The organism is Lichenibacterium ramalinae (assembly GCF_004137085.1).
In the GTDB taxonomy this organism is placed as follows: domain Bacteria; phylum Pseudomonadota; class Alphaproteobacteria; order Rhizobiales; family Beijerinckiaceae; genus Lichenihabitans; species Lichenihabitans ramalinae.
Genome location: NZ_QYBC01000001.1, coordinates 252939 through 269289, shown reverse-complemented (window position 1 = coordinate 269289; position 16351 = coordinate 252939). Strand labels below are relative to the sequence as shown.

Annotated in this window: 16 protein-coding genes; 11 read left to right on the top strand and 5 right to left on the bottom strand. The window is 72.1% G+C overall.

What is annotated here, in order from left to right; translation table 11 throughout:
- Positions 1-44: 44 nt before the first annotated feature.
- Genes D3272_RS01270 through D3272_RS01260 form a run of 3 tightly spaced genes read left to right on the top strand, consistent with a single transcriptional unit; the run spans position 45 to position 3324 of the window.
- Positions 45-1172, top strand: a complete 1128-nt coding sequence (locus D3272_RS01270) for a CgeB family protein (RefSeq protein WP_129217258.1) — start codon at positions 45-47, stop codon at positions 1170-1172.
- Positions 1169-2263 (top strand): CgeB family protein, encoded by a 1095-nt coding sequence (locus D3272_RS01265; protein ID WP_129217257.1) that lies wholly within the window; start codon positions 1169-1171, stop codon positions 2261-2263. The genes D3272_RS01270 and D3272_RS01265 overlap by 4 nt, the downstream gene beginning before the upstream one ends.
- Positions 2260-3324, top strand: a complete 1065-nt coding sequence (locus D3272_RS01260) for a CgeB family protein (RefSeq protein ID WP_129217256.1) — start codon at positions 2260-2262, stop codon at positions 3322-3324. Before D3272_RS01265 ends, D3272_RS01260 begins: the two co-directional genes overlap by 4 nt.
- Positions 3325-3388: 64 nt before the next feature.
- On the opposite strand, the gene D3272_RS01255 is transcribed toward D3272_RS01260, so the two are convergent.
- From D3272_RS01255 to D3272_RS01245, 3 genes are all read right to left on the bottom strand, one after another.
- A complete protein-coding gene (locus D3272_RS01255) occupies positions 3389-5038 on the bottom strand; it encodes a putative bifunctional diguanylate cyclase/phosphodiesterase (protein ID WP_129217255.1) in 1650 nt (549 codons plus the stop codon).
- Positions 5039-5084: 46 nt separating this feature from the next.
- Positions 5085-6812, bottom strand: a complete 1728-nt coding sequence (locus D3272_RS01250; RefSeq protein WP_245496311.1) for an ATP-binding protein — start codon at positions 6810-6812, stop codon at positions 5085-5087.
- A gap of 203 nt (positions 6813-7015) precedes the next feature.
- A complete protein-coding gene (locus D3272_RS01245) occupies positions 7016-8389 on the bottom strand; it encodes an MFS transporter (RefSeq protein WP_207210095.1) in 1374 nt (457 codons plus the stop codon).
- 206 nt (positions 8390-8595) lie between these two features.
- Here D3272_RS01245 and D3272_RS01240 point away from each other — a divergent pair, with 206 nt between their 5' ends.
- Positions 8596-8895: a YggT family protein gene (locus tag D3272_RS01240; RefSeq protein ID WP_129217254.1), complete on the top strand. Its 300-nt coding sequence runs from the start codon at positions 8596-8598 to the stop codon at positions 8893-8895.
- 43 nt (positions 8896-8938) lie between these two features.
- Here D3272_RS01240 and D3272_RS01235 read toward each other — a convergent pair whose 3' ends face one another.
- Positions 8939-9946, bottom strand: coding sequence for a bile acid:sodium symporter family protein (locus D3272_RS01235; RefSeq protein WP_129217253.1), 1008 nt, complete (start codon positions 9944-9946; stop codon positions 8939-8941).
- A gap of 134 nt (positions 9947-10080) precedes the next feature.
- Between D3272_RS01235 and D3272_RS01230 the strand changes: the two genes are divergently transcribed.
- The 5 genes from D3272_RS01230 (at position 10081) to D3272_RS01210 (ending at position 14014) form a co-directional block, all read left to right on the top strand.
- Complete coding sequence (locus D3272_RS01230; RefSeq protein WP_165361162.1) at positions 10081-10632, top strand: GNAT family N-acetyltransferase; 552 nt, start codon at positions 10081-10083, stop codon at positions 10630-10632.
- 9 nt (positions 10633-10641) lie between these two features.
- The gene (locus D3272_RS01225; RefSeq protein ID WP_129217251.1) at positions 10642-10845 is read left to right on the top strand and encodes a hypothetical protein; all 204 of its coding nucleotides are present in this window, start codon (positions 10642-10644) and stop codon (positions 10843-10845) included.
- A 126-nt stretch (positions 10846-10971) separates the two neighbouring features.
- Positions 10972-11517 (top strand): bifunctional adenosylcobinamide kinase/adenosylcobinamide-phosphate guanylyltransferase, encoded by a 546-nt coding sequence (gene cobU / locus D3272_RS01220; protein WP_129217250.1) that lies wholly within the window; start codon positions 10972-10974, stop codon positions 11515-11517.
- 187 nt (positions 11518-11704) lie between these two features.
- Positions 11705-12667, top strand: coding sequence for a ferritin-like domain-containing protein (locus D3272_RS01215; protein ID WP_129217249.1), 963 nt, complete (start codon positions 11705-11707; stop codon positions 12665-12667).
- Positions 12668-12796: 129 nt separating this feature from the next.
- Positions 12797-14014, top strand: coding sequence for an MFS transporter (locus D3272_RS01210; RefSeq protein ID WP_245496310.1), 1218 nt, complete (start codon positions 12797-12799; stop codon positions 14012-14014).
- Between the two features lie 24 nt (positions 14015-14038).
- Here the strand turns inward: D3272_RS01210 and D3272_RS01205 are convergent, their stop codons facing one another.
- A complete protein-coding gene (locus D3272_RS01205) occupies positions 14039-15034 on the bottom strand; it encodes a class 1 fructose-bisphosphatase (RefSeq protein WP_129217248.1) in 996 nt (331 codons plus the stop codon).
- Positions 15035-15168: 134 nt separating this feature from the next.
- Here D3272_RS01205 and D3272_RS01200 point away from each other — a divergent pair, with 134 nt between their 5' ends.
- Together D3272_RS01200 and D3272_RS01195 are read left to right on the top strand one after the other, a co-directional pair.
- Entirely contained in the window at positions 15169-15792 is a 624-nt protein-coding gene (locus D3272_RS01200) for a class I SAM-dependent methyltransferase (RefSeq protein ID WP_129217247.1), read from the top strand.
- An 85-nt stretch (positions 15793-15877) separates the two neighbouring features.
- Positions 15878-16315, top strand: coding sequence for an ABA4-like family protein (locus tag D3272_RS01195; protein WP_129217246.1), 438 nt, complete (start codon positions 15878-15880; stop codon positions 16313-16315).
- Positions 16316-16351 lie beyond the last annotated feature (36 nt).

Genomic DNA, 16351 nt, shown 5'->3' with positions numbered 1-16351 from the left:
CCATGGCTCCGGGGCCCCATGCCTCCAGGACCCCGTCCGGCCCGATGAAGATCAGCTATTTCACCCATTCGCTGTTGTCGTGCTGGAACCACGGCAACGCGCATTTCCTGCGCGGCGTGCTGAGCGAGATGATCCGCCGGGGCCACGAGGTCTCGACCTACGAGCCGCAGGGCGCCTGGAGCCTCGACAACCTGCTGCAGGACGCCGGCGAGGCCGGGCTCGATGCCTTCCGCCGCCACTATCCCGACCTCCATTCCCACAGTTTCGGGGCGGATTTCGATCCCGCCGAGGCCTGTGCGGACGCCGACCTCGTCATCGTGCACGAATGGAACGAGCCCGCGCTCGTGGCGGCCCTCGGCCGGGCCCGCAGGGGCGGGGCGCGCTTCACCCTGCTGTTCCACGACACCCACCACCGCGCCGTCAGCGACCCGCAGGCCATCCGGGCCTTCGACCTCGACGGGTACGACGGCGTGCTGGCCTTCGGCGAGACGCTGGCGGCCGTCTACCGGCGCTGGGGCTGGGGCGACCGCGTCTTCGTCTGGCACGAGGCCGCCGACACCCACGTGTTCCGCCCGCCGGCCGTGGAGGAGGCGCGCGAGGGCCTGGTCTGGATCGGCAATTGGGGCGACGGCGAGCGCTCGGCCGAGCTCGAACACTTCCTGTTCGGCCCGGCGCGCCGCCAGGGCCTGCCGCTCGACATCTACGGGGTGCGCTACCCCGACGAGGCGCTCGGCACGTTGCGGCACTACGAGGCCCATTACCGCGGCTGGCTGCCCAACGCGTCCGCCCCCGCGGTCTTCGCCCGCCACCGCGCCACCGTGCACGTGCCGCGCCGCTTCTACGTCGAACTGCTGCCCGGCATCCCGACCATCCGGGTCTTCGAGGCGCTGGCCTGCGGCATCCCGCTGGTGTCCGCTCCCTGGGACGACAGCGAGGGCCTGTTCAAGGTCGGCGAGGACTTCCTCATGGCCCGCAGCGGCGCCGAGATGGAGCGCCACCTCGCGGCGCTGCGCGACGACGCGGCCCTGCGCCAGGCCCTGACGGCCTCCGGGCTCGCGGCCGTGCGGGCCCGCCACACCTGCGCGCATCGCGTCGACGAACTCATCGGCGTGGTGGACCAGCTCCGCGCTTCCGCCTCGCCCGCCGCCTCCCCCGTCCCGGTCGCCCGATGAACATCGCCTTCTACGGCTCCTCGCTCCTCTCCTCCTACTGGAACGGCGCCGCCACCTATTACCGCGGCATGCTGCGGGACCTGCACGCCCGCGGCTACCGCACGACCTTCTACGAGCCCGACGCCTTCGACCGGCAGCAGCACCGCGACATCGAGCCGCCGGACTGGGCCGAGGTCGTGGTCTATCCGGCGACCGAGGAGGGCGTCACCCGCGTCATGGCGGAGGCCGCCCGCGCCGACGTCGTCGTCAAGGCGAGCGGCGTCGGCGTCTTCGACGACGTGCTGGCCCTGGGCGTGATGGCCCGCGCCCGGCCGGACGCCATCCGCATCTTCTGGGATGTCGACGCGCCCGCGACCCTCGCGGAACTGCGCGCCGACGCCGGCCACGCGCTGCACCGCGCCCTGCCGGGGCTCGACTACGTCTTCACCTACGGGGGCGGGCCGCCGGTCGTGGACGCCTACGAGGGCTTCGGGGCGCGCCGCTGCATCCCGATCTACAACGCGCTCGACCCCACCACGCATCATCCGGTGCCGGCCGAGCCCGCCTTCCGGGCGGACCTGTCCTTCCTCGGCAACCGCCTGCCGGACCGGGAAGCCCGCGTCGAGCGGTTCTTCCTCGACGCCGCGGCGCGGCTGCCGGAGAGGAGCTTCCTCATCGGCGGCAACGGCTGGGAGTCGAAACCCATGCCGGGCAACGTGCGCCACATCGGCCACGTCTACACGCGCCAGCACAATGCCTTCAACACGTCGCCGCTGGCGGTGCTGAACATCGCCCGCGATTCCATGGCGGCCGTGGGCTATTCGCCGGCGACGCGCGTCTTCGAGGCGGCCGGCGCGGGCGCCTGCCTCATCACCGACGCCTGGGTCGGGCTCGGCCTGTTCCTCGAGGAGGGCACCGAGGTGCTGGTGGCGCGTGACGGCGCCGAGGTCGCCGCCCACGTGGCCGCCCTCACGCCCGAGCGGGCCCGGGCCATCGGCGATGCCGCGCGGGCCCGCATCCTCAAGGACCACACCTATGCGCGCCGGGGCGCCGAGGTCGACGCCATCCTGAAGCGCCGCCGGGCCGAGCGGGCGGAAGGCGCGCGGCCGTGAGGCTCGTCGTCCTCGGCCTGTCGCTGTCCTCGTCCTGGGGCAACGGTCACGCCACCACCTACCGCTCGCTGCTCGGCGCCTTCGCGGCCCGCGGTCACGAGATCCTGTTCCTGGAGCGGGACGTGCCCTGGTACCGCGGCGCCCACCGCGACCTCGCCGAACCCGACTTCTGCCGCCTCGCCTTCTACGACGACCTCGCCGGGCTGGACGCCTTCGCCGAGGAGGTGGCGAGCGCCGATGCCGTGATCGTCGGCTCCTACGTGCCCGACGGCCGCGCCGTCGGGGCCTTCGTGCAGGCCCGGGCGCGCGGCGTCACGGCCTTCTACGACATCGACACGCCCGTGACGGTGGCGGCGCTGGAGCGGGGCACCTGCGACTACCTGTCGGCGGAGCTCATCCCCGGCTACGACCTCTACCTGTCCTTCACGGGCGGGCCGATGCTGGAGCGGCTGGCGCGCGAGTTCGGCTCGCCCGGGCCGCGCGCCCTCTACTGCTGCGTCGATCCCGGACGCTACCGCCCCTGGGACGGCGCGCCGCGCTGGGACCTGTCCTACCTCGGCACCTATTCGGACGATCGGCAGCCCGTGCTGGAGCGGCTGCTGCTGGAGCCGGCCCGCCGCGCGCCCCACCTCAGCTTCTGCGTGGCGGGGCCGCAATATCCGGACGGGATCCCCTGGCCCGCCAACGTCACGCGGTTCGAACACGTCGGCCCGGCCGACCATTCCGAGTTCTACGGCGTCAGCCGCTTCACCCTCAACGTCACCCGTGCCGACATGGTGCGGGCCGGCTGGAGCCCCAGCGTGCGCCTGTTCGAGGCCGCGGCCTGCGCCACCCCGATCATCTCCGACCCCTGGGACGGGCTCGACAGCGTGTTCCAGCCCGGCCGCGACATCCTGGTGGCGCGCTCGGGCGACGACGTCCTGGCGGCGCTGACCGGGCTCGGCGAGGAGGCCCGCCAGGCGCTCGGGGCATCGGGCCAGGCGCGCGTGCTCGCCGCCCACACGGCCGCCCATCGCGCGGCGGAACTCGAAGCCCACATCGCCGGCGCGACCGCCGCGTGACACGGGCGGGGGCCGGCCTGCCGCCGACGCACGCCACCCCCCGAACCGTGAGCCCCGACGGGCTTCAACGGCCGCGGGTGCGCGACGTGCGGGCTTCCGCCCCCATCCGGGCCGGGGCGGCCGCCCGGGACGAACCGTAGGAGATGGTGCGGCTCGACGTGAACTGGTCGAGGGCCAGAGGCCGCGAGAAGTAATAGCCCTGGGCGTGGCGGATCGTCGTGGCGGCGGTGAGGTAGGTGAGTTCCTCGAAGCTTTCGAGCCCTTCGGCGATGATCGTCATGTCGAGCGCCTGGCCCAGGGACTCGATGGCCTTGAGGATGCTCTGGCTGCGCGGGCGGCGGTGGATGTCGGTGACGAAGGAGCGGTCGATCTTCACCTCGTCCGCCGTGAGGTCGGCCAGGGCCGAGAGCGACGAATAGCCGACGCCGAAGTCGTCGATCGACACCTTCGTGCCGATGCCGCGCAGCAGCGGCAGCACGGTGCTCTGCAACTCGCTCTTGGCGAAGAAGGCTTCCTCGGTGAGTTCCACCATGAAGCGCTCGGGGCAGCCGGTCGCCCGCAGGTCGGCGGCGAAATCCGTCATGAAGCCGATGTCGCCGGCCTGTTTGGCGGCGACGTTGACGCTGATCGACGTGCCGCAGCCGAAGGCCGCGTCGATGTCGCCGAGCGCCGCCACCGTCTCGTCCAGCACCATGCGGGAGATGTCGTTGATCATGCCGAGTTCGACGGCGAGGCCGATGAACTCCCCGGGCGGCTGGATGAAACCCGCCTCGTCGCGCCAGCGCAACAGCACCTCCAGCCCCACGGTCCGGTGGGTGTAGATGTCGACCTTGGGCTGGTAGGCGCAGAGGAAGCGGCGGTCTCGGATCGCCAGCCGCAGGCGCTGCTCGGTTTCCATGCGGCTCTGGGCCACCATGCGCATGTCTTCGTCGAACAGCGCGGCGGCGCCCTTGCGGCCGCTCTTCACCCGGTACATGGCGATGTCGGCGTTGCGCCGCAGCGTCTCGTAGTCCCGGCCGTGTTCCGGATAAAGGCTGACGCCGACCGACGCGGAGGCGAAGATCTCGTGACCCTCGGCGAAGAGCGGCGCCTTCAGCCGGGCCAGCAGGGCTTCGACGGCGACGAGGACGTCGTCGGTTTCGCGCAGCAGCAGGACGAATTCGTCGCCGCCGATGCGGCCGACCAGGCTGCCGGCCGGCAGTTCCGCCGCGATGCGCCGGGCGAGCTTCACCAGGATGGCGTCGCCCACCGCGTGGCCGTAATAGTCGTTGATCTGCTTGAAGCCGTCGACGTCCACGAAGGCGAGGGCGAAGGGGCCGCTGCCGCGCTCCATCAGCTCCTCCACGGCGTGCTGCAGGTGGCTGCGGTTCGGCAGGCCGGTGAGCTCGTCGTAATAGGCGCGCCGGAACAGCTCCGCCTCGACCTTGCGCTGGGCCGCGAGGTCGACCGTGGTGGTGAGCAGGTAGGCGTCGCCGCGGATCGTCACGGCCTCGCGCGTCGCGCGGAGGTCCTCCGGCGCGGCCGCGGCGGCGGCTTCCGCGGCAGGGTTTCGCAGCACGGCGACGCCGTGCGGGTCCCGCAGGTCGAGCCCCACCGGCAGGGCCTGGAACAGCCCGTCCAAAAGGGCGAGCCGCGCCGCATCCCCGCCGACCCCGCCCCGGTCGTCCGGAGCGGGGGGCGGGGGCGGGGGCTCGGTCATGGTGGCGTCGATCATGGGTGACGGTGTCCTTGCCGGCGCGCCGGTGGGTCTCGTGGCGGGTTCAGCCGGCGGACGTCGGGGAAGGGCGGAGAAGGCTCGATTCGAGGCGGTTGCGCAGCAGGCGGAGGTCGGGGCTTTCCTCGGCCTCGGCCTCCTCGTGGCGGGGCCGGCCGCTCATCGAGGCGCCGCGCCAGCGCTCCACCACGCTGCGGATGAAGTCCACGTCGCCGGCGCCCGAGCCCGGGTGGCCGAGGGCCTGCGACAGCTCGTTGCGGGGCACGCGCTCGGGCGGCATCCGGCGGAAGGCCAGCCGCACCGGCACCGTGACGCCCTCGCCGAAGGCCACGGCTTCGCCGGTCGCCAGCGTCGGCACGAAGGACAGGAGGTTGGTGGCGGCGTCCGACACCGCCGAGCGCAACAGGGCCTGGTCGCGGTCGTTGGCCATGCGCATGGCGAAGAGCGTGCCGCATTGCGCGATGATGGTGGGGTCGAGTTCGGCGGGGCGCTGCGTCACGAGGCCGAGCGACACGCGGTACTTGCGGCCTTCCCGGGCGATGCGGGTCAGGGCGCGGCGCGTGGGGGTGAAGCCGGCCGATGCATCCGACGAGGCATAGCGATGGGCCTCCTCGCAGACGAAGAGCAGCGGCACCGCGCCCTCGCTCCACAGGCCGAAATCGAAGGCGAGGCGGCACAGCACGCAGACGACGGCGTCGATCGTTTCGGGCGGCAGCCCGGCCATCTGCATGACGCTGATGGGCTTGGCGGCCGAGTCGAGCCGGAACAGGTTGGTGAGAAGCTCGCCCATCGTGTCCCCGCCCACGTTGGCGTTCTCGAACATGAAGGCATAGTGCGGGTCGTTGCGGATGGTCTCGATCCGCGTCATCAGCCGGTGGTAGTGCATGCGAGCGCCGCGGTTCTCGAGGCGTCCCATGCGCTCGTCGATCTGCGACAGCAGGTCCTGGATGGTGTAGGGCACGGGCGTGTCGACGGTGAAGCCCGAGACGCGCGGGTCGCCCTTGCGCCGCATGGCGCGGTCGCCGCCCTTGTATTGGGTGTAGAGGCCCTTCGCGATGGGCAGCACCTCGGCCAGGATCTCCACCTCCTCGGCCACGGCGGGCCGGCCGCCGTAGACGACGTCGGTGAACTCCTCGAAGTTGAACAGCCAGAACGGCAGCTTGACGTTGCGCGAGTTGATGACGTTGGCGCGCTCGCCGAAGCAGCGGCCGTATTCGTTGTGGCCGTCGAGCAGGAAGATCCGCAGGTCCGGCCGCAGCGCGATGATCTCGTTGAGGATCACCGCCATGGCGCTGGACTTGCCGACACCCGTGGTGCCCAGCAGCGCGAAGTGCTTGCTCACCAGCCCTTCGACGTCGACGCAGGCCGGCAGCGCCTGATCCTGGTGCAGCGTGCCGACGTTGGCGAGCCCCTTATCGTCGGTGGCGTAGATGAGCCGGAGGATGTCGGCGTCGAGCGGTACGGCCTCGTCGCCGATGGCGGGATATTCCGAGACGCCTCGCTTGAAGCGGCCGGCGCCGTCCGCGTCGCGCCGGATCTCGCCCATGAGGTCGATGTAGATCGACGTCTCGAAGCCCTGCTCGCGCGCGCCGGGCGGGAGTTCGGCCGTGGCCTCGGTGATCATGGCGACGATGAAGGACTGGCCGGCCCGCAGCCCGACGAAGCGCCCCACCGTGGCGGTGGGATGGGAGCGGCGGTCGCCCGTGGGCAGGATGCCGACGCCCGCCCGCGACCCCGTGACCGAGATGACGCGGCCGACCGGGCTCCTGCTCAAGCCCTCTCCGGCGATGGCATGGTGAAGATCGTCAGAACTCAAGGTCGGCCCGCCGCGTTCGAACATCGTAGGCCAATGCATGGCATCTACGTCCGTAACGAAGTTTTACTCTGGCCCGAGAGTCGGCAACCTTCGCCTAAGATGCAGGCTCCACTTCGATTCAAATGGTATACATCGCGTCAGCGATTGCAGAGCGTGGCCCGTTACGCAACGGAGGGATGAGGTGCGGGTGAGGCCGGCTCGGCCGCTCCCACCCGTCCGCCGTGGCGCTTGAGGCCGAAGGTCGCCGCGAAGGCCACGGCGGCGCAGACCACCATGACGAGGGCAGGCGACAGGGGCGACCCCGTGCCCGCCACCAGCGCGGCCGCGACGAGCGGCACGGTGCCGCCGAACAGCGTCTGGCTGACGTTGTACGACACGGCGACGCCCGAGAACCTCACCCGCGTCGGGAACAGGTCGGCCAGCACCATGGCGAAGGTGCCGTTGATGAGGGCCGCCACCGCCCCGGCGAGGACGAAGAGCGGCACGATGCCGAGGCTGCCGGCGGCGAGCGCCGCGAAGAACGGGTAGCTCAGCGCCGCCAGCAGCCCCGCCCCGAGCGCCAGGAGGTGGCGCCGCGGCATGCGGTCCCCGAGCCAGGAGACGGCGAGCAGCCCCACCGAGGTGGTGGCGAGCCCGGCATTCTGCGCCCAGGCGGCTTCGGCCGGCGCGTGATGCAGCACCCGGACGAGATAGGCCGGCAGGTAGACGAACATCATGCCGTTGAAGGCCGAGGTCGCCGCCGAGGTGCCGATGCCGATCAGCACGGGCATGGGATAGGCCCCGAAGAGTTCGCGCAGCGGCGTGCGGGCGGCAACCCCGCGCAGCGCCGCAAATTCCGGCGATTCGTGCAGGCGACGCCGGATCGCCAGGGAAGCGAGGCCCGTCAGCCCCCCGAACACGAAGGCGACGCGCCAGCCCGTCGCAGCGGCGGCTTCGGGCGGCATCAGCGTGTTGACGGCGAGGCTCACCAGCGCGGCGAGGCTCACGCCCGAGTTGACGCAGAAGAACAGCACGCCGCAGGCGAAACCGCCGCGCGCCGGCGCCGTCTCGACCGCATAGACGATGGAGCAGGGCAGTTCGCCGCCGAGGCACAGGCCCTGGACGAGGCGCAGCGCCACCATGAGGACGGTGGCGCCGACGCCCCAGCTGGCATAGCCCGGCAGCAGGCCCATGGCGACGGTGGAGGCCGAGATGGCGCCGAGCGAGAACAGGAAGACGCCGCGCCGCCCGAACCGATCGCCGAGCGCGCCCAGCAGCAGGCCGCCGAAGGGCCGCGCCAGGTAGCCGCCGGCGAAGACCGAGAAGCTCAGCACCAGCCCGACCAGCGGGTCCGAGGCCGGGAAGAACGCCGCCGCGATGGACGGCACGAAGATGCCGTAGATGATGAAGTCGTAGAACTCGAGCGCGCCGCCGAGGCTGGCCAGCACGATGGTGCGCCATTGCGCCCCCGTGAGGCCCGGTGCCGCCGGGGCCCGCACGGCCCCGAGCGTCGGGGCGTCGCCGCGCATCGCCCCGCGGACCTCGTCGCTCGCCATCGCGTCCCCCTCCCGCCCGGCCCGTCGTGCCGGGCCCGCGATGGATGCACGATCCCGCGCCGGCGCGAAAGCCCGCCGGGGTGTCGGTCGCCGTCCCGGCCGGCCCGCGCCAGGGCGGCGCGGGTTGCAGGTCCGTGGCGGGACCGCTACATCGGGCGCATTCGGACTCGGGCGATCACGCGGCCTTGTCCCTGGCCGGAGCTACCATGCGCTCGCTGATCGACATCATCCTCCTCCTCCTGAACTGGTACACCTACCTCATCATCGCCATGGCGATCCTGTCCTGGCTGGTCGCCTTCGACGTCATCAACTTCCGCAACAACATCGTTCGCCAGGTCTGGGGTTTCCTCGAAGCCGTCACCGAGCCCGCGCTGCGGCCGATCCGCCGCTTCCTGCCGAACCTCGGCGGCATCGACGTGTCGCCGGTGATCCTGCTGCTGATCATCCTGTTCATCCAGAAGCTCATCGTCGAATACGCGGTCGCGCAGCCGATCTACATGCGCTGACGGGCGGCGCCTCGCCGGGGGCTTCCCCGGCGAGGCGCCCTGCTCACGCCCTGACGGCATCCGGCGCGGGGGCGGCAGGGATCGGCCGGCGGGCGTAGCGCTGGGCCAGCGAGGCGCAGGCGAAGAGCTGGATCTGGTGGAACAGCATCAGGGGCAGCACCACCGCCCCCACGGCGGCGCCCGGGAACAGGATGTTGGCCATGGGGATGCCGGAGGCGAGGCTCTTCTTCGAGCCGCAGAACACGATGGTGATCTCGTCCTCGGTCGAGAAGCCGAGCAGGCGGCTCGCCGCAGTGGTGGCGGCCAGCACGATGGCGAGCAGAACGGCGTCGAGCACCAGGATCAGCACGATGCTCCGCACGTCCATGTGCGACCACACCCCCGCCACGACGCTCTCGCTGAAGGCCGAATAGACGACGAGCAGGATGGAGCCGCGGTCGACGTAGGACAGGACGCGCTTGCGCTGCGTGATCCACGGCCCCACCCAGGGACGCAGCACCTGGCCGAGCCCGAAAGGCAGCAGCAGTTCCAGCGCGATGTCGGTGAGGGCCTTCAACGAGAAGCCGGAGCCGTGGGTGGTGAGCAGCACGCCGACGAGGAGCGGCGTCAGCACCATGCCGACGAGGTTCGACACCGAGGCGCCGCAGAGCGCCGCCGGCACGTTGCCCCGCGCGATCGACGTGAAGGCGATCGAGGACTGCACCGTCGAGGGGAGCACGCACACGAACATCAGCCCGGCGGCGAGTTCGGTCGGCAGCCAATGCGACAGCGCCGCCGTCAGCCCGAGCCCCACCAGCGGGAAGAGCGCGAAGGTGGACAGCAGCACCAGGCTCTGCAGCCGCCAATGCGCGATGCCCTCGACCACGGCCTTGGTGGACAGCCGCGCCCCGTAGAGGAAGAACAGCAGGAACACCGCCACGTAGACGGCGCCCTTGGCGATCGGCTCGGCGGGCCCGCGGGCCGGGAACACGGCGGCGACCGCCACCGTGCCGATGAGCGACAGGAGGTAGACGTCGAACTTGACGCGGGACAGGAGGCGGCTGAGCGGCATTTTGCATGCAATCTGTGGAGTCGACGTCCCGACTTAGCAGGTTTCGCGGGGGGCGCCAGCACAAGCGGTTGCGCGGCGGCGCCCGCCGTGGCTCCGTGCCGGCCGGAAACTCCTCCCGAACGGAGCCGCCACCCATGATGTCGTCGACCGACGCCCCGGCCTCGATCCGCCGCCTCGTGCCGGAGGATGCGCGGGCCTATGCCGAGTTCCGCCTGGCGGCCCTGGAGGGCAACCCCCTGGCCTTCGGCTCCAGCGCCGAGGAGGAGCGCGGCCATGCGCTGGCCGTGGCGGCGGCGCGTATCCACGATCCGGCACGGCCGCAGGATTTCGTGCTCGGCGCCTTCGCGGGCCGTGACGTCGTGGGCACGGCCGGTTTCAAGCGCGACCTCCGCGCCAAGCACCGCCACAAGGGTTCCGTCTTCGGCGTGGCGGTCGCCCCGGCGGCGGCCGGGCGGGGGCTCGGCGGTGCGCTGGTGCGCCGCCTCGTCGCCGAAGCCCGGACGGTGCCGGGCCTGCTCCAGCTCGTCCTCACCGTGTCGGACGGCAACGGCGGCGCCGAGGCGCTCTACCGGCGCTGCGGCTTCACGGTCTTCGGGCGGGAGCCGCGGGCCATGCTGGTGGACGGGGTGGCGGTCGCCAAGCTGCATATGGTGCTGATGCTGGACGCACCGTCCGGGTCCGACTAGCCTTGCGGGATGAAGTACGGCCTCCGTCGCCCCTCGCCCGCGAAGAGCCTCGCGGCGCGCCTGTCCTGGCGGCGCTACCTGCGCCACAGCCTCGGCCTCAAGGCACCGCGCGGCTGGGGCTGGCTGACCGACCCGCGCCGTGCCGCCTACAATCGCGTCTACAACCGCACCACCGTCTCGTGGCGCACGCTGCTGCGCTGGCTGGCGCGCTAGCATGGGCCGTGCCGTCGCCGACGCAGACAAACGCCAAGGCACGGGCCCGACGGGCTCCGAAGCGCCTTCGCCTCCGATGCCTCCGCTCCGGATCGAGCGCGGACGCATCGGCTCGGAGGCGTCGGCGTGACGGCGTCGTTGACGCTGGTGATCGGCGGCGCGCGCTCGGGCAAGAGCCGGCACGCCGAGGCGCTGGCCTGCGGCACCGGCCTCGACCGCATCTACCTGGCGACCGCCACCGCCTGGGACGACGAGATGCGGGCCCGCATCGCGGCCCACCGTGACGCCCGCGCGGCCGACGGCTGGCGCACCATCGAGGAGCCGCTGGCTCTCGCGGCGGTCCTCGAACGCGAGGCGGGCCCGGGCCGGACCGTGCTGGTGGACTGCCTCACGCTGTGGCTGACCAACGTCATGCTCGGGGGCGCGCCGGACCGGGCGGCCGAGGCCGTGGAGCCCGCCTGCCGCGACCTCGTCGCCGCGCTGCCGCGGCTCGCCGGCGCCGTCGTCCTGGTGTCCAACGAAGTCGGCTGGGGGATCGTGCCCGACAACCGCCTGGCCCGCGACTTCCGGGACGCGCAGGGCCGGTTGAACCAGCGCGTCGCCGAGGTCTGCGACCGGGTGGTGCTGGTGACGGCCGGCCTGCCGCTGAGCCTCAAGGACGTCTCGCGCTGACGTAGCGTTCGCGATCGCCACGGCAATCCGGTCGCTCCGCTGCCCACCATCGGCACAGGGCCTGTTGTCGCACCCGGCCCGGATCGGGCGCGGGACGGGAACCCGGATCAGGTCGATCGCGTGTCGGAACTACGGCAGCCCGCGACGACCTTGTCCTGGCCCGGCCGACACCGCGGGAAAGATCGACATGACCGACACCAGGCCGACCGACCACATGCAGAATGATGGCGAGCGCCCGATCGACCTCGAAGCCGGCCGGCGGGCCTTCATGAAGGCGGCCGGGTTCGGCGGCGTGCTGGCGGCTTTCGCCGGCGCCATGACGGACGATGCCAACGCCCAGCAGGCCGACATCGACACCGCCATCCTGAACTTCGCGCTGAACCTCGAATATCTCGAGGGCGAATATTACAACCGCGGCGTCTACGGGATCGGTCTGCCGGCCGACCTGACGAGCGGCATCGGCCAGCAGGGCGGCGGCGTGCGCGGCGGCAGCAAGGTCGCGTTCGGGAATCCCGTGGTGCTCGACGCCATGGCGGAAGTCGCCAACGACGAGAAGAACCACATCATCTTCATCCGCTCGGCCCTCGGCCGGGCCGCCGTGGCCGAACCCATCATCTCGCTCGACACGGCCTTCACGGCTTTCGCCGCCGCCGCCGGCCTGCCGGGCAACTTCAACCCCTATGCGGACGACTACAGCTTCCTGCTCGGCGCCTATACGCTGACCGAAGTCGGCGTCACGGCCTATAACGGCGCCGCGCCCTTCATCACCAGCAAGACGACGCTCGCCGCCGCCTCCAGCATCTTCGCCGCCGAGGCCTATCATCTCGGCACGATCCGGACGCTGCTCTACTCCCAGCAGAACGCCTTCTATGCCAACGCCACGGCGCTGATCTCGGCGACGCGGGCGCGGCTGTCCGGCGCCCTCGACGACCAGGGGATCGGCGGCGACCAGAGCACGCTCGGCGGCGGCTTCCCCTCGCCCGTCAACATCACCGACACCGATGCCAACAGCCTCGCCTTCGCCCGTACGCCGCGGCAGGTGCTGAACGTCGTCTACGGCGCGGCCGGCGCGCAGAAGGGCGGCTTCTTCCCCGACGGCGTCAACGGCCAGGGCGGCGTGAACCGGCTGCTCGCCACCACCGGCGGCTGAGCCGCCGGCGCTCGGCCCGGGATCCGTCACGGCGCGATGCCGCATGGCTGCGATCCCGGGGCCGCGGGTTGACGGGCGGCCGCCGGCAGTCCACCGCAGGTGCATCCGACCCCGCCCGGAGGCCTGCCCTTGTCCTCGCTGACCACCGCGTCCGACACGGCGCTCCCCGATGCCGTGCCGCGCCGCATCACGATGCTGCTCGCCGTGACCTGCGGCCTCATCGTCGCCAACCTCTACTACGCCCAGCCGCTGGCGGGGCCGATCAGCACCTCGCTCGGCCTGTCGCATGCCGGAGCGGGGCTCATCGTCACCATGACGCAGCTCGGCTACGGCGCCGGGCTGCTCTTCATCGTGCCGCTCGGCGACCTCGTCGAGAACCGGCGGCTGACCCTCGCCGTGACGGCGCTGGCCACGGTCGCGCTGCTCGCCGCGGCCCTGGCCCCGAGCGCCGCGGTGTTCCTGCCGGCCGCCTTGATGATCGGGTTGGGCTCCGTCGCCGTGCAAATCCTCGTGCCCTTCGCGGCCCATCTCGCCCCCGAGGCGAAGCGCGGCCAGGTGGTCGGCAACGTCATGAGCGGGCTCATGCTCGGCATCATGCTGTCGCGGCCGGCTGCGAGCTTCGTCGCCCAGGTGTCGTCGTGGCATGCGGTGTTCTTCGGCTCCACCGCCATCATGGTGGTGCTGATGGCGGTGCTGCACCGCGCCCTGCCGCAGCGCGTCCCGGCGCAGCGCCTGGCCTATGGGGCGTTGCTGGCCTCCATGCTGCACCTCGCCCGCACCATGCCGCTACTGCGCCGCCGCGCCGCCTACCAGTTCTGCCTGTTCGGCGCCTTCTCGCTGTTCTGGACCACGACGCCGCTGCTGCTGGCCGGGCCGCCGTATCACCTGTCGCAGGCCGGGATCGCGCTCTTCGCGCTGGCGGGCGTCGCCGGGGCCGTCGCGGCGCCGCTGGCCGGACGCGCGGCCGACCGGGGCTGGATCCGCCCGGCGACGGGCGGCGCCATGGTGCTGGCGGCGGCGAGCTTCGGCCTGACCCATGCGGCGACGCCCGGCACGCCGCTGGCGCTGGGCCTGCTGGTGGCGGCCGCCATCCTGCTCGACTTCGGCGTCACCGCCAACCTGGTGCTGAGCCAGCGCGCCATCTTCTCCGTCGGCGCGGACTATCGCGCGCGGCTCAACGGCATGTTCATGGCCTTCTTCTTCCTCGGCGGCGCGGTCGGGTCCGCCGCCGGGGGATGGGCCTTCGCGGCCGGCGGCTGGCCGTTGGCATCCGCGATCGGCATCGCCCTGCCGGTCCTGGCGTTGCTCTTCTATGCGTCGGAATGGCGGGGCCGCCGGGGTGCGTGACGCGCCGTCGCGGCGCCCCGGCCGTCAGGCCGCCGCGTGGTGCTCCTCGATGCGGGCGATCTCGTCGCGCGAGCCGAAGATCAGCGAAGCGCGCTGGTGCAGCCGGGCGGGCACGATGTCCATGATCTTCTCGCCCGCGCCCGTCACGGCTTCGCCGCCCGCCTGCTCCACCACGAAGGCGATGGGGGACGCTTCGTAGAGCACGCGGATGCGCCCCTCGGCATAGCCAGGCCGCGCATCGCCCGGGTACAGGTACACGCCGCCGCGGATCAGCACCCGGTTGCAGTCCGCGACCAGCGACGCCACCCAGCGCATGTTGGTGTTCTCGCCGCGGCCGCCCTCGGCGCCTTTCAGGCATTCGTCGATGTAGCGCTGCACGGGCTTCGGCCAGTGGCGCTGGTTGGCCATGTTGATGGCGAATTCCTTGGTGGCGTGCGGCACCTCCAGCCTGTCGTGCGTCAGCACGAAGGCGTCGCGCCGGCGGTCGAGCGTGAAGCAGACGGCGCCGGCCCCGACCGTCATGACGAGCGTGGTCTGGGGGCCGTAGAGGACGTAGCCGGCGGCGAGCTGGTTGCGGCCCGGCTGCAGGAAGGCCTCGACCGACACCGGGTCGGCGCCCGGCTTCACCGGCAGCACCGAGAAGATCGTGCCGATCGACACGTTGATGTCGATGTTGGACGAGCCGTCGAGCGGGTCGAAGGCGACGAGGAGGCTCGCGCCCTGCGGGTTGCCCGGCACGGGGTGCTCGTCCTCCTCGGAGGCGACGGCGGCGACCGGCGCCTTGCGGCAGGCCTCGATCAACATGCGGTCGGTGAGATCGTCGAGCGCCTTCTGCGTCTCGCCCTGGACGTTCTCGGTCACGGCGGCGCCGAGGTTCTGCTCGAGGTTGCCCTGCGCCACCAGGACCGAGATGGCCCGGCAGGCGTCCGTCAGCGCCATCACGGTGGCGGCGACGTCGCGCCGCTGCGCATCCGTGCCGGCCCAGTCGTCGAGATAAGCTGCCAGAAGTTCACCAGCCATGTCGTCCGCTCCCGCTATGATTCCGTGATGCTGCGTTAACACAACGGCGGGCCGGCGGCGCGCCTCTCCTGGTCGGGGCGCACCGGGACGATATGTCCCGCGAACGGTGCGGGACGGCACCGCGTCACCGTCCCATGACGGACACTCCCGACTTTCCCGCCTGGGCTTTCGCCAAGCACGACGCCGCGCCCGACCCGCTCTTCTACGGGTCGCCGCGCTTCGTCGCCCACATCGACGACCGCGCCATCGCGGCCGTGACCGCCCTCTACCGGGCGACCTTCGCGCCGGGCGACCGGCTGCTGGACCTGATGTCGAGCTGGATCAGCCACCTGCCGGCCGACGTCGCCTACGGCGAGGTCGTGGGCCTCGGGCTCAACCGCGCCGAACTCGACGCCAACCCGCGCCTCGCGCGCCGCATCGTGCAGGACCTCAACGCCGACCCCGCCCTGCCGCTGGCCACCGCCAGCCTCGACGGTGCCGCCTGCTGCGTCTCGGTCCAGTACCTCGAACACCCCGTGGCGGTCTTCGGCGAGGTGCTGCGGTGCCTCGTGCCCGGGGCGCCCATCGTCGTCACGGTCTCGGACCGCTGCTTCCCCACCAAGGCGGTGGCGATCTGGCAGTCTGGTATCGACCACGCCGACCTCGTGTCGTTCTACCTTCAGAGTGCGGGCTTCGCGCAGGTGAGGGCGGCCCGGCCGCTCGCCCGCGACGGGGGCGGGGATCCGCTGCTGGCCGTCACGGGCCGCCGGCCCGCGTGAGGGCGCGGCCCGGCCGGCGGGGAACCGCCGGCCCATCGCGCCGTTGCGACAACGGGCTGGCTCCGGTCCGGAAGGCGCGACGGCGATGTCGGACGACCAACTCTTCGCGCTGGCCAATGCCCTGCCGCTCGTCGGCTGGCTGGCCCTCTGCCTCGCGCCCCTCGCCCGCCCGGCGCTGGTGGCGTCCGCCCGCGTCGTCGCGGCCGCTATGGCGGTCGGCTATGCCGTGATGGTGGGGCTGGCCCTGGCCCGGGCGGGCGGGCCCGCCCCCGACCTCACGACCCTGTCGGGCCTCGCCCGCGCCTTCTCGGACCCGCACGTGATGCTGGTCGGCTGGGTCCACTACCTGGCCCTCGACCTGTGGACCGGCGCCTGGGAGGCCGAGGATGCCGGACGGCGCGGCGTGCCGCACTGGCTCCTGCTGCCCTGCCTCGCCCTCACCTTCCTGGCCGGGCCGATCGGCCTCCTGCTGTTCCTGGGCGTCAGGACGCTCCCGGGCCGGCGCGTCCCGGCGCGCCCGTGACACCCAGGGCTCCGGATTGAGGTCGACGGCGCCGCG